This window comes from Bradyrhizobium sp. ISRA464 (assembly GCF_029910095.1).
GTDB lineage: Bacteria > Pseudomonadota > Alphaproteobacteria > Rhizobiales > Xanthobacteraceae > Bradyrhizobium.
Genome location: NZ_CP094526.1, coordinates 963305 through 975697, shown reverse-complemented (window position 1 = coordinate 975697; position 12393 = coordinate 963305). Strand labels below are relative to the sequence as shown.

The following is a 12393-nucleotide window of genomic DNA, read 5'->3' as shown; positions in this document are numbered from 1 at the left end:
AGGTTCGTCCCGTTTTTGCGCGATCAAATTAACTGCGCCGAAATTGTCGAAACTTAGGGTGCCGCAATGGTCACGGTGCTGAGAACGCCGGCCAGACCAAATGTAGTTCGACCAGCCACGTGTACACAGGAGCCATTTATGAAGAACCTTGTTTCGCGCTTCGTGAAGGATGAGTCCGGCGCGACCGCCATCGAGTACGGCCTGATCGCAACCGGTATCGCCATCGCGATCATCGCTGCGGTTAACGGCGTCGGCAAGGCGCTGTCCACCACCTTCAGCTCGATCTCGACCTCGCTCAAGTAAGCGGTTTCGGGAAGCTCGCCTCAAAGGTCCCGGCGTTCCCGGGACCTTTGCTATTCCGAGACCATCGTCCGCCGTCTGCGAAGGCCGCGGACGATCTTTTCCCGATTGTTCACCATTGGCCGCTAGCCTCGGATTTCGACCTCAGCTCCAGCTTGATGGCGTTTCATCCATGATCCTCGACATCGCGCGCTTGATGCTGTTTCCGGCCCTGATGGCTTTCGCGGCGGCGAGCGATCTCCTGACCATGACGATCCCGAACCGCGTGTCGCTGGCGCTGCTCGCCGGCTTCGCGATCCTGGCGCCGCTGACCGGCATGGGGCTCCACGATATGCTCAGCCATGTCGGCGCCGGCGCGCTGGTGCTCGCGGTGGCGTTCGGCATGTTCGCGATGGGATGGGTCGGCGGCGGCGACGCCAAGGTCGCGGCGGCCGTGGGCCTCTGGTTCGGATTCGATCACCTGCTCGAATACCTGGTGCTTGCATCACTGTTCGGCGGTGCGCTGACCGTGCTGCTCTTGCAGTTCAGGCTGTGGCCGCTGCCCTACCCGCTTGCGTCCCAGGCCTGGCTCGCCCGCCTGCACGACAAGCAGACCGGCATCCCTTACGGCATCGCGCTCGCGCTCGGCGCATTGCTGGTCTATCCGGAGACCGTCTGGATCAAGACGATTGATCTCGCTCACCTCGCCATGGGCTGAGAAAGACGGGGTAACCGCCCGTTAAGGCGATTTAGATACGCCTCATTAACCATGCTTTGACGAATAGCTGGTCAACTCCCATCACGGCGGCGGCAGCGTCGCGGTGTCATGTGGAAAGTGAAGCGTAATGAATACGGCCCGCATTGTGGTCCTGGCTATCGCAGGCTGCGCCGGCCTCGCGGCCCTTTATCTGGCGAGCGGAAGCGACAACAAGCCGGCGCCCGCCGCGCCGCCCGTTGCGCAGCTGCCGACGGTCGACATCCTGGTCGCACGGTCCGATATCGGTCTCGGTCAGACCGTGAAGCCCGACGACCTGCAATGGCAGACCTGGCCGGCGGCGACGGCCAGCAATAGCTTCATGCGCCGCGACAACCATGCCGACGCCATCAAGGACGTCACGGGCTCGATTGCCCGCGCCCCGTTCATCCAGGGCGAGCCGATCCGCGAGCAGAAGTTGGTCAAGGCCAATGGGAGCGGCTTCATGGCGGCGATCCTGCCGAGCGGCATGCGCGCCGTCTCGACCGAAATTTCGCCTGAGACGGCGGCCGGCGGCTTCATCCTGCCGAATGACCGAGTCGATGTGCTGCTGTCCCGGCGCGACAAGAATCCGGACCGCACCGGCGCCGACGTCGTCAACTCCGAGGTCATCCTGACCAATGTCCGCGTGCTCGCGATCGATCAGGCCCCGAAGGAAAAGGACGGCACCAACGCACTGGTCGGCAAGACCGTGACGCTGGAGTTGAAGCCCGAGCAGACCGAGACGCTGGCGCGCGCGCGCCAGAGCGGCACGCTGTCGCTCGCGCTGCGCAGCATCGCGGACGTCAACGCGACCGACGACCAGACCGATGACAACCACAACAACAGACGCGGCGAGACGGTGAACGTCATCCGCTACGGCGTTGCCAGCCAGGCAACGATGCAGAAGTGACGGTGAGGGCACACGGGATGAACTGCGGGGCAACTCAACGGACGATGCGGACCATGCTGGTCCGCGCCCTGTCGTTTTCGGCGGTCGCCGCACTCACACTCAACCCGGCGCTGACCTCGGTCCTGGCGAGCGATTATCGCGCCGCGGCGCCGAATTCAGCCGACGGCCAGATGAATGCGCGCTTCCTGTCGCTCGGCGTCGGCAAATCGGTGGTGATCGACCTGCCGAGGGACATCAAGGACGTGCTGGTCGCCGATCCCAAGATCGCCAACGCCGTCGTCCGCTCCGCGCAGCGCGCCTATATCATCGGCGCGACGGTCGGCCAGACCAACATCGTGTTCTTCGACGCCGCCGGCCAGCAGATCGCCGCCTATGACATCGCCGTCAAGCGCGACCTCAACGGCATACGCGCCGCATTGCGGCAGGTCATGCCCAATGCCGATATCCAGGTCGAGGGCATCGGCGACAGCATCATGCTGACCGGCATCGCATCGAGCCCGATCGAGGCGCAGCAGGCCAATGACATTGCAACGCGGCTGGCCGGCAGCGCCGACAAAGTCGTGAACTCCATTACGGTTCGGGGTCGCGACCAGGTGATGCTGAAGGTCACCGTCGCCGAAGTCTCGCGCAGCCTGATCAAGCAGCTCGGCATCGACCTCACCGCCAACCTCAATTACGGCACGGCCGTGGTGAAATTCACCAACAACAATCCGTTCACGGCGAACAACGCCCCGCTCGTGTCCGGCAACGCTCTCGCCACCTCGTTCGGCTCCACACCGTCGGTGTCGGCGACGCTCCGCGCCATGGAAAGCGCGGGTGTCGTCCGGACGCTCGCCGAGCCGAACCTGACGGCGATCTCCGGTGAATCGGCAACTTTCATCTCGGGCGGCGAATTTCCAATCCCGACCGGCGTGACCTGCCAGACGTCGTCAACTGGCACGATCGGAAACTGCGTCCAGACGGTCAGCTTCAAGAAATTCGGCATCTCGCTCAACTTCACGCCGGTGGTGCTGACCGAGGGGCGAATCAGCCTGCGGGTGATGACGGAAGTGTCGGAAGTATCGAGCGAGAATGCGCTGCAAGGCGGCCAGGGCGGAACGACGATTCCCTCGATCAAGACCCGCCGCGCCGAGACCACGCTGGAAATCCCCTCGGGCGGCTCGATGGCGATGGCCGGCCTGATCCAGGACCAGACCAAGCAGGCGATCAACGGCCTTCCCGGCCTGGCGTCGCTGCCGGTGCTCGGCACGCTGTTCCGCAGCCGCGACTTCGTCAACAAGCAGACCGAGCTGATGGTGCTGGTGACGCCCTATGTCGTGCGCGCGGTGGCGCAAAAGGACCTGTCGCGTCCGGATGACGGCTTCGTCAACGCATCCGATCCGCAGGCCGACCTGCTCGGCAGCATCAATCGCATCTACGGCGTACGGGGTCGTGCGGAGCCGGCGCGGAATTACCGCGGCACTTACGGCTTCATTACCGACTGAGGCGGGGACAATGACGCAGACGACATTCATGACATCCGCCAGTTGGAAGCGCGCCCTCTGTCTCAGCGGGGCGCTCATCGGGCTTTCCGTGACGCTCGGCGCCTGCCAGCACACCAACGACGACAGCCTCGCGATGATCAACGCGCCGGCCGACTATCGCCAGCGTCATCCGATCGCGGTCACCGAGGCGGATCGCTCGATCGTGGTCTTCGTCGGCCGCAGCCGCGGCGGCCTGACCGCCGAGCAGCGCGCCGAAGTGATGGGGATGGCGCGGGACTGGATGCGTGAAGGCACCGGCGCCGTCACCATCGACGTCCCCGCCGACACGCCGAACGCCCGCGCCGCCCAGGATTCGCTGCGCGAAATCCAGGCCACGTTCGCCGCCGCCGGCGTACCGCCGCGCGGGATCGTCGTCCGCAAATATCATCCCGAGGACCCGCGCCAGCTGCCGGCAATCCGGGTGAACTATCCGAGGATGACGGCGGTCGCCGGACCATGCGGACTTTGGCCGGAAGACCTCGGCCCATCGATCCACAACAAGTCCTACATCGAGAACGGGCAGTACTACAATTTTGGCTGCGCCACTCAGCGCAACTTCGCGGCCATGGTCGAGGATCCGACCGACATCGTGCAGCCGCGCGCGGAAACTCCGGCCTATACGCCGCGTCGTAACATCGCCTTCGACAAGTATCGGAAGGGGACCACCACCACGACGACCTATCCCGAGGCCGACAAGGCCAAACTCAGCGACACTGGCAAATGATCACCTACGCGAGACAAAACTCCGAAGAGCAGCCGGACGTCACGTCGCCGCCCGTCGAGGATCATATTGCGCCGGCGCCGCGGGTTTCGGTCCAGGCCTTCTGCGAGACGGTCGAGACCGCTGCCGCCGTGCAGTCGGCGGGCGAAGATCGCCGGCTGGCCAAGGCCCATCTCAAGATCCAGATGGGCGGGATGGCGGCGGCCATCGAGGCCTATCGCTCGGCGCCGACGCCCAACGTCATCGTTCTCGAAACCGAAGCCCGCAACGACATCCTGGCCGGCCTCGATCAGCTCGCCACGGTCTGCGACGCCGGTACCCGCGTGATCGTGATCGGCCGCGTCAACGACGTCACGCTGTACCGCGAGCTGGTGCGCCGCGGCGTCAGCGACTATGTGATCGCGCCGGCGCAGGCGATCGACGTGGTGCGCGCGGTCTGCAACCTGTTCTCGGCGCCGGAAGCCAAGGCGGTCGGCCGCATCGTTGCCGTCGTCGGCGCCAAGGGCGGCGTCGGCGCTTCGACGATCGCCCATAACGTTGCCTGGGCGATCGCCCGCGACCTCGCGCTCGACTCGGTCGTCGCCGACCTCGATCTCGCCTTCGGTACGGCTGGTCTCAACTACAATCAGGACCCGGCGCAAGGCATCGCGGACGCCGTGTTCTCGCCCGACCGCGTCGATACCGCCTTCATCGACCGCCTGCTGTCGAAATGCACCGACCATCTGAGCCTGCTGGCAGCGCCGGCGACGCTCGACAAGGTGTACGATTTCGGGGCCGAAGCGTTCGACGCGATCTTCGATACGCTGCGCACCACGATGCCCTGCATCGTGCTCGACGTGCCCCACCAATGGTCGGGCTGGGCCAAGCGTGCGCTGATCGCGGCCGATGATATCCTGATCGTGGCCGCGCCCGATCTCGCCAATCTGCGCAACGCCAAGAACATGTTCGACCTACTCAAGGCAGCCCGGCCGAACGATCGCGCACCGTTGTACTGCCTGAACCAGGTCGGCGTGCCGAAGCGTCCGGAGATCGCGGCCAGCGAATTCGCCAAGGCGATCGAAAGCCAGCCGATCGCCGCCATTCCGTTCGATCCGCAGATCTTCGGTTCGGCCGCCAACAACGGCCAGATGATCGCGGAGATCTCCGCCAATCATCGTGCGGTCGAGATTTTCCTGCAAATGGCGCAGCGGCTAACCGGCCGCGGCGAGACCAAGAAGCCGAAGAGTTCATTCCTGTCACCCCTGCTCGACAAGCTGCGGGCGAGGTAGCGGCCCGCGTGGAGTCAAGACGTCGTGTTTGGTAAGCGTAGCGGAAGCGATTCGGACCTGCGGGCGCCCAAGCCCGCATTTCAGACCCCGGAGCCTGCCGGGCCGTCAGCCATGTCGCGCGAGTCCGCCGCACCGGCGATATCGTCGCCGCCGCTCGCCCCGGCAAAGGTGGCGCCGGCTCCCACCGTCGAAACTCGTCGCTCGGACAACTACTATCAGGTCAAGGCGACGATCTTCGGCGCCTTGATCGAGGCGATCGACCTCGCCCAGCTCGCCAAGCTGGACAGCGAGTCGGCACGCGAGGAAATTCGCGACATCGTCAACGAAATCATCGCGATCAAGAACATCGTGATGTCGATCGCCGAGCAGGAAGAGCTGCTCGACGACATCTGCAACGACGTGCTGGGCTATGGACCGCTGGAACCCCTGCTGTCGCGCGACGATATCGCCGACATCATGGTCAACGGCGCGGGCACCGTGTTCATCGAAGTCGGCGGCAAGATCCAGCGCACCGGCATCCGCTTCCGCGACAACCAGCAGCTCCTGAATATCTGCCAGCGCATCGTCAGCCAGGTCGGCCGGCGCGTCGACGAATCCTCGCCGATCTGCGACGCGCGTCTCGCCGACGGCTCCCGCGTCAACGCCATCGTCCCGCCGCTGGCGATCGACGGGCCCGCGCTCACCATCCGCAAGTTCAAGAAGGACAAGCTGACGCTGGAGCAGCTCGTCAAGTTTGGGGCGATCACGCCCGAAGGGGCGACCATCCTGCAGATCATCGGCCGCGTCCGCTGCAACGTGCTGATCTCGGGCGGCACCGGCTCCGGAAAAACCACGCTGCTGAACTGCCTCACCAACTATATCGAGCACGACGAGCGCATCATCACCTGCGAAGACGCCGCCGAACTTCAGTTGCAGCAGCCGCATGTGGTGAGGCTGGAAACCCGCCCGCCGAACATCGAGGGCGAAGGCCAGGTGACGATGCGCGAACTGGTCCGCAACTGCCTGCGTATGCGCCCGGAGCGCATCATCGTCGGCGAAGTCCGCGGACCCGAAGCATTCGACCTGCTGCAGGCCATGAACACCGGCCACGACGGCTCGATGGGCACGCTGCACGCGAACAACCCGCGCGAAGCCCTGTCGCGCTGCGAATCAATGATCACCATGGGCGGCTTCTCGCTGCCCTCCCGCACCATCCGCGAGATGGTCTGCGCCTCGATCGACGTGATCGTCCAGGCGGCGCGCCTGCGCGACGGCTCGCGCCGCATCACGCACATCACCGAGGTGATGGGCATGGAAGGCGACACCATCATCACCCAGGACATCTTCCTCTACGACATTCTCGGGGAAGACGCGAACGGCAAGATCATCGGCAGGCACCGCTCGACCGGCATCGGCCGGCCCAAGTTCTGGGACCGCGCGCGCTACTACAATGAAGAGAAGCGGCTTGCCGCGGCGCTCGATGCCTCCGAAGCCCCGCCGCCGGCCTAAGGGAAGCGTACGATGCAGATGCAAACCCTTGCCATGGCCTTCCTCGCCGCCACCACCGTGGGCGGCCTCGCCTGGGTCTTCCTGTATCCCCATCTGTCCGGGGAGAAGAAGGCCGAGTCCCGCCGCGCATCGGTGGCGCGCTCCGAGCCGCCAGCCGCGCGCGGCGCCGAACGCTCGCAACGCTCCCGCCGCGAGCAGGTCGAAGGATCATTGAAGGAGCTCGAGGCGCGGAGCCAGAAGGACAAGAAGATCCCGCTCGGCATGCGCATCTCGCAGGCCGGGCTGGAATGGTCCGAACAGAAATTCTGGATCATCTCCGGCGTGCTCGGCCTGTTCGGGTTCGGCGCTGCATCCCTGGTCGGCGGCGGTCTGCTCGGCGCGGCCGGCATCGGCTTCGCCATGGGCTTCGGCCTGCCGCGCTGGCTCCTCAGTTTCCTGAAGAAACGCCGCGAAAAGGCATTTCTGAAGGCGCTGCCCGATGCCGTCGACGTCATCGTGCGCGGTATCAAGGCCGGTCTGCCGCTGTTCGAATCCCTCAAGGTGGTCGCCAGCGACTCACCCGAACCGTTGCGCAGCGAGTTTCTCGCGATCATCGAGACCCAGGCGATCGGCATGCCGCTCGCCGACGCCTGCGCCCGGCTCTACGAACGCATGCCGCTGCCGGAAGCGAACTTCTTCGGCATCGTGATCGCGATCCAGCAGAAATCCGGCGGCAACCTGTCGGAGGCGCTGGGCAACCTGTCGAGGGTGCTGCGCGACCGCAAGAAGATGGCTGAGAAGATCCAGGCCATGTCGATGGAAGCGAAGGCCTCCGCCGGCATCATCGGATCGTTGCCTCCGATCGTGATGCTCCTGGTGTTTATCACGACGCCCGACTACATCGCGCTGCTGTGGACCAATCCGACCGGCCAGCTGATGCTGGTGTTCTGCGCCATCTGGATGTCGATCGGCGTTCTCGTGATGAAGAAGATGATCAACTTCGATTTCTGACGGTGCAGCATGATCGATTTCCTTGTCGCCAAGCTCCACGATGTCAGGTTCATGACCATGCTGCTTGCCTTCTTCGCGGCAAGTGCCACGGTCTATACGCTGGTAATGCCGCTGTTCGCCGGGGGCAATCTCAACAAGCGCATGAAGGCCGTCGCCAGCGAGCGCGAACGCATCCGGCAGCGCGAACGCGACCGTCTCGCCAAGTCCGAAAAGGTGGCGCTGCGGCAGACGCCGAAACAGATCGTCTCCAAAGTGGTGGACGACCTGAACCTCACCAAATGGCTTGCCCAGGAGGCCGCGCTCGAGAAGCTCGTGATGGCGGGCTATCGCGGCCACGCCCCCTACGTCACCTTCCTGTTCGCGCGCGCGGTCGCCCCGATCGTGATGCTGATTGCGGCCATCGTCTACACCTTCTTCATCGCGGGCGCCAATTGGTCGATCACGCTCAAGATCGGCATCTGCGTCGCGGCGACCTATGCCGGCCTGCAGGCCCCGATGCTGTTCCTGAAGAACGCCATCACCAAGCGCCAGCTCTCGATCAAGCGCGCCTTCCCCGACTCGCTCGACCTGCTGCTGATCTGCATCGAGTCGGGCATGTCGGTCGAAGTCGCCTTCCGCAAGGTGGCCCAGGAGATCGCCGGACAGTCATTGGCGCTGTCGGAGGAGTTCGCGCTGACCACGGCGGAGCTCTCCTATCTGCAGGATCGAAAGGCCGCTTATGAGAACCTGGCGCGTCGCGTCGGGCTCGAGGGCGTGAAGTCGGTGTGCCTCGCCCTGCAGCAGTCCGAACGCTACGGCACGCCGCTCGGCCAGAGCCTGCGCGTGATGGCGCAGGAAAACCGCGACATGCGCATGAACGAGGCAGAGAAGAAGGCGGCGGCGCTGCCGCCCAAGCTGACCGTGCCGATGATCCTGTTCTTCCTGCCCTGTCTGTTCATCGTGATCCTCGGGCCGTCCTACATCAAGATCTCGGCGATCTACTAAAGCGCGATGAGATTAGGTTGAATCGTCATCGCGCTTTAGCTCTTTGTTTGAGCATGATCTTTTCGGAAAACCGCCTCACACTTTTCCGGATCATGCTCTAAGGACGCGGACACACGGAAACGAAAACGCCCGGCCTGGCCGGGCGTTGCTTTTTGCGGGTTGCACCGCGCTGATGGCAGCTTGCCTTGTTCGTCCTGTTCTAATCGTCCCGCGCGACCACCGGCGCGGATTTCGACGCGGTGCGCGGGCCGTCCTTGCGGTTCAGCATGTCGCGCAGATAGGCGACATTGGCCTCCGCCTCGCCCGGTGGCAGGTCGGCCTTTGCGATGCTTTCGGCTTCGGCGAAGCGGCCCTGCAGGCCGACGACGAGCGCGAGGTTCTGCTGTATCCGTCCGTCGTTGTGGGCGCCGGCATAGGCACGGCGCAACGTCTCCTCAGCCTTGGGCAGCTCTTTGGTCAGCATGTAGGAGAGGCCGAGATTGGACAGCACTGACGGTTCGTCCGGAGCGATCCGCAGCGCGCTTGCATAATAGCGGCGCGCCTCGTCGTGCCGGCCCATCTTGTCGAGCGTGGTGCCCTGCACCGACAGGATGCGCCAGTCCGGGTTGTCCGGGGTGTGGGCGCGGCTGAGCACGTCGAAGGCAGCCTGCGAATTGCCGTTGTCGGCGAGCGCGCGGCCATAGGCCGCGAGCAGCGGCCGGTTGCCCGGATTGGCCAAGGTTGCCTGTTCCAGCACGGCGCAGGCCTGCTCGCGCTGGCCGGTGGCCCGCAGGGCCTGGCCGTAGGCGATCGCGGTGTCGACGTCCTTCGGATTCTTGCGGTAGCGCTCCCCGTAGACCTCGACGGCACGGCGTGGATCGTCGGGCGCCGGTGCCGTGCGGGCCGCCAGGGACCCCGTCACGTCGGACATGGTCTGACAGCCGCCGAGGCCTGCAGCCAGGATCGCCACGACGGCCGCGGAAGTGAAATGCCGGGCAGCAAGCCGGCCCAGATTGGACTGTCCACGCATGGCACTTTGACTCACGAAATCGGGCAAAGGGAACGAGCCGAATGGGCCAGCAATAGACTGTTAACCCTAACGTCTGGTTAATTGGCGTCCGTCGCGAACGCCGGGCCCGGGTCCGATTCTGCCGGTGCCGCCAACCGCTGCCGCGCTACCATCCGCAGCGAAAGGCGTGTAGTAGCGACCAACGACGCCAGAACAGCCGAGAACCGCATGTCATCCGTGTTCGAAACCGCGCCTGCAACCGACGCCATCCCGATCACCTTTGTCACCAAAACGACATGGGATGCGATCCGGACCGAGCTGCCGGCTCCGGCGCGTCAGTTCGCCGACGCCAACGGCTTTGCGGCAAAGCCCGGCAAATGCCTGGTATTGCCGGCATTTGACGGCAGCATCGCACAGGTGCTGTTCGGCCTCGAGGACGAGAGCCACAAGGCGCGCGATCCGTTCCGGCCGGGCGCCCTGCCTGGCCTGCTGCCGTCGGGTGTCTACCACTTCGCCAATGCGCCGCATGACGTCAGGCTCGCTGCGCTCGCCTTCGCGCTCGGCTGCTACCGCTTTGGCCGCTATCGCAAGAAAGAGGCGACCGATGTGCGGCTGGTGCCACCCGACGGCGTCGACGCCGCCGATATCGCGCGCATGGTGGACGCGGCGGCACTTGCGCGCGACCTCATCAACACGCCGTCCAACGACATGGGTCCGGCCGAGCTTGCAGACGCGGCGCATGAATTGGCGACGCGTTTCAACGCCAGCTTCAACTGCATCACAGGCGAGGCGCTCGAACAGGGTTTTCCGCTGATCCACGCGGTCGGCATGGCTTCTGCGCGCCCGCCCCGGCTGATCGATCTGACCTGGGGCGATCCGGCACATCCCAAGGTGACGCTGGTCGGCAAGGGTGTCTGCTTCGACACCGGCGGGCTCGATCTCAAGCAGTCGAGCGGCATGCTGCTGATGAAGAAGGACATGGGCGGCGCCGCCAACGTGCTGGCGCTGGCGCAGATGGTGATGGACGCCAGGCTGAAGGTGCGGCTGCGCGTGCTGATCCCGGCGGTCGAGAACGCCGTCGCCGGCAATGCGTTCCGCCCGCTCGACATCATCAGGTCGCGCAAGGGCATCACCGTCGAGATCGGCAACACCGATGCCGAGGGACGGCTGGTGCTCGCCGACGCGCTGGCGCTGGCCGACGAGGAAAAGCCCGATCTGCTGGTCGATTTGGGCACGCTCACCGGCGCGGCGCGCGTGGCGCTGGGACCGGATTTGCCGCCGTTCTACACCAATGATGAGACGCTTGCCGGCGACGTCGCCGCCCACGCCAAGAGCGAGAACGATCCGTTGTGGCGTCTGCCGCTCTGGCCGGCCTACGACGCCTGGCTCGACTCCAAGACCGCCGACATCACCAACGCGCCGTCGGGCGGGTTCGCCGGCTCGATCACCTGCGCGCTGTTCCTGCAGCGCTTTGTCGAGCACGCGAAGACGTGGCTGCATGTCGACATCTACGGCTGGACGCCCTCGGCGAAGCCCGGGCGCCCCGAAGGCGGCGAGTGCCAGGCCGCGCGTGCGATCTACAAACTGTTGAGCCAGCGCTATGCATGATCCGCGTTTGACCCCGGCCCGAGACGACCTCGCTGCGAAATATCTCGAGGGCAAGGTCAAGGCCGCACGCTTTGCCGAGGGCGAGGAGTTCGAGGTCAGCGAGGCCATCGCGCCGCTTCGCAGCGCGCCGGCCGCCGATGCCGAGCAGATGACGCAGGCGCTGAAGGGCGAGCGCGTCACCGTCTACGACCGCAACGGCGAAGGCTGGGCGTGGGGCCAACTCGCCGATGATGGCTATGTCGGCTGGATCCCCGACGCCGCGCTGACCAGGCCCGGAGCGGCGCCGACCCACAAAGTGACGGCGCTGCGCACGTTTGCCTTTCCGGGACCGTCGATCAAGCTGCCGCCGGCCGACGCGCTGGCGATGGGAACGAAGCTGACGGTTATCCGCGAGGACGGCCTCTTCGCGGTGACCCGCGAGGGCTGGCATCTGCCACGCCTGCATCTCGGCCCGCTCGACGCGATGGAACAGGATTTTGTCGCGATCGCCGAGCGCTTCGTCGGCACGCCCTATCTCTGGGGCGGCAAATCGAGCCTCGGCATCGATTGCTCCGGCCTCGTGCAGGTCGCGCTGACCGCTGCTGGCACCGGCTGCCCGCGGGACAGCGATATGCAGCAGGAGGGACTCGGCCGGGACCTGAGCACGGCCAAGCAGAAGCACCTGCGGCGCGGCGACCTGATCTTCTGGAAAGGCCATGTCGCTGTTGTGCGCGACGCCTCCACCCTCGTGCACGCCAACGCGCATCATATGGCAACCGTGATCGAGCCCACGCAAGCCGCCATCGCCCGCATCAAGGCCGCCGGCAGCGAGATCGCCGCGATCAAGCGGCTTTAGCCAGATCGTGTAGGATGGGCAGAGCGCAGCGAAACCCATCGGGCTGCAACGGCGCGGCGAGAT

12 protein-coding genes are annotated in these 12393 nt (G+C 65.3%); 11 read left to right on the top strand and 1 reads right to left on the bottom strand.

Translation table 11 applies throughout. From position 1 onward, the window contains the following. Positions 1 to 138 precede the first annotated feature (138 nt). From MTX19_RS04510 to MTX19_RS04470, 9 genes are all read left to right on the top strand, one after another. Complete coding sequence (locus tag MTX19_RS04510) at positions 139 to 303, top strand: Flp family type IVb pilin (protein WP_280982607.1); 165 nt, start codon at positions 139 to 141, stop codon at positions 301 to 303. A gap of 169 nt (positions 304 to 472) precedes the next feature. Continuing rightward, on the top strand, positions 473 to 997 hold the full coding sequence (locus MTX19_RS04505; RefSeq protein ID WP_280982606.1) for a prepilin peptidase: 525 nt from the start codon (positions 473 to 475) through the stop codon (positions 995 to 997). A 127-nt stretch (positions 998 to 1124) separates the two neighbouring features. Continuing rightward, positions 1125 to 1925, top strand: a complete 801-nt coding sequence (gene cpaB / locus MTX19_RS04500; RefSeq protein WP_280982605.1) for a Flp pilus assembly protein CpaB — start codon at positions 1125 to 1127, stop codon at positions 1923 to 1925. 44 nt (positions 1926 to 1969) lie between these two features. Continuing rightward, entirely contained in the window at positions 1970 to 3409 is a 1440-nt protein-coding gene (locus MTX19_RS04495) for a type II and III secretion system protein family protein (protein ID WP_280982604.1), read from the top strand. A 10-nt stretch (positions 3410 to 3419) separates the two neighbouring features. Further along, the gene (locus MTX19_RS04490) at positions 3420 to 4172 is read left to right on the top strand and encodes a CpaD family pilus assembly protein (protein WP_280982603.1); all 753 of its coding nucleotides are present in this window, start codon (positions 3420 to 3422) and stop codon (positions 4170 to 4172) included. Beyond that, positions 4169 to 5437, top strand: coding sequence for an AAA family ATPase (locus MTX19_RS04485; RefSeq protein ID WP_280982602.1), 1269 nt, complete (start codon positions 4169 to 4171; stop codon positions 5435 to 5437). Before MTX19_RS04490 ends, MTX19_RS04485 begins: the two co-directional genes overlap by 4 nt. Before the next feature lie 24 nt (positions 5438 to 5461). Then, positions 5462 to 6925 (top strand): CpaF family protein, encoded by a 1464-nt coding sequence (locus MTX19_RS04480; RefSeq protein WP_280985858.1) that lies wholly within the window; start codon positions 5462 to 5464, stop codon positions 6923 to 6925. Positions 6926 to 6937: 12 nt separating this feature from the next. Beyond that, positions 6938 to 7915, top strand: coding sequence for a type II secretion system F family protein (locus MTX19_RS04475; RefSeq protein WP_280982601.1), 978 nt, complete (start codon positions 6938 to 6940; stop codon positions 7913 to 7915). A gap of 9 nt (positions 7916 to 7924) precedes the next feature. Further along, positions 7925 to 8899 (top strand): type II secretion system F family protein, encoded by a 975-nt coding sequence (locus MTX19_RS04470; RefSeq protein ID WP_280974252.1) that lies wholly within the window; start codon positions 7925 to 7927, stop codon positions 8897 to 8899. 199 nt (positions 8900 to 9098) lie between these two features. Here MTX19_RS04470 and MTX19_RS04465 read toward each other — a convergent pair whose 3' ends face one another. Beyond that, positions 9099 to 9908 carry a tetratricopeptide repeat protein gene (locus MTX19_RS04465; RefSeq protein ID WP_280982600.1) on the bottom strand — a complete coding sequence of 270 codons (810 nt, stop codon included), beginning with the start codon at positions 9906 to 9908 and terminating at the stop codon, positions 9099 to 9101. A gap of 207 nt (positions 9909 to 10115) precedes the next feature. Here MTX19_RS04465 and MTX19_RS04460 point away from each other — a divergent pair, with 207 nt between their 5' ends. Together MTX19_RS04460 and MTX19_RS04455 are read left to right on the top strand one after the other, a co-directional pair. Further along, positions 10116 to 11495, top strand: coding sequence for a leucyl aminopeptidase family protein (locus MTX19_RS04460; protein WP_280982599.1), 1380 nt, complete (start codon positions 10116 to 10118; stop codon positions 11493 to 11495). Beyond that, positions 11488 to 12330, top strand: a complete 843-nt coding sequence (locus tag MTX19_RS04455) for an NlpC/P60 family protein (protein ID WP_280982598.1) — start codon at positions 11488 to 11490, stop codon at positions 12328 to 12330. The genes MTX19_RS04460 and MTX19_RS04455 overlap by 8 nt, the downstream gene beginning before the upstream one ends. Positions 12331 to 12393: the final 63 nt, after the last annotated feature.

Bases quoted from the DNA above. Each gene is read 5' to 3' on its own strand.
- MTX19_RS04490 (WP_280982603.1), top strand. From the start codon at position 3,420: ATGACGCAGACGACATTCATGACATCCGCCAGTTGGAAGCGCGCCCTC.
- cpaB (WP_280982605.1), top strand. From the start codon at position 1,125: ATGAATACGGCCCGCATTGTGGTCCTGGCTATCGCAGGCTGCGCCGGC.
- MTX19_RS04470 (WP_280974252.1), top strand. From the start codon at position 7,925: ATGATCGATTTCCTTGTCGCCAAGCTCCACGATGTCAGGTTCATGACC.
- MTX19_RS04455 (WP_280982598.1), top strand. From the start codon at position 11,488: ATGCATGATCCGCGTTTGACCCCGGCCCGAGACGACCTCGCTGCGAAA.
- MTX19_RS04510 (WP_280982607.1), top strand. From the start codon at position 139: ATGAAGAACCTTGTTTCGCGCTTCGTGAAGGATGAGTCCGGCGCGACC.
- MTX19_RS04465 (WP_280982600.1), bottom strand. From the start codon at position 9,908: ATGCGTGGACAGTCCAATCTGGGCCGGCTTGCTGCCCGGCATTTCACT.
- MTX19_RS04475 (WP_280982601.1), top strand. From the start codon at position 6,938: ATGCAGATGCAAACCCTTGCCATGGCCTTCCTCGCCGCCACCACCGTG.
- MTX19_RS04495 (WP_280982604.1), top strand. From the start codon at position 1,970: ATGCGGACCATGCTGGTCCGCGCCCTGTCGTTTTCGGCGGTCGCCGCA.
- MTX19_RS04460 (WP_280982599.1), top strand. From the start codon at position 10,116: ATGTCATCCGTGTTCGAAACCGCGCCTGCAACCGACGCCATCCCGATC.
- MTX19_RS04505 (WP_280982606.1), top strand. From the start codon at position 473: ATGATCCTCGACATCGCGCGCTTGATGCTGTTTCCGGCCCTGATGGCT.
- MTX19_RS04485 (WP_280982602.1), top strand. From the start codon at position 4,169: ATGATCACCTACGCGAGACAAAACTCCGAAGAGCAGCCGGACGTCACG.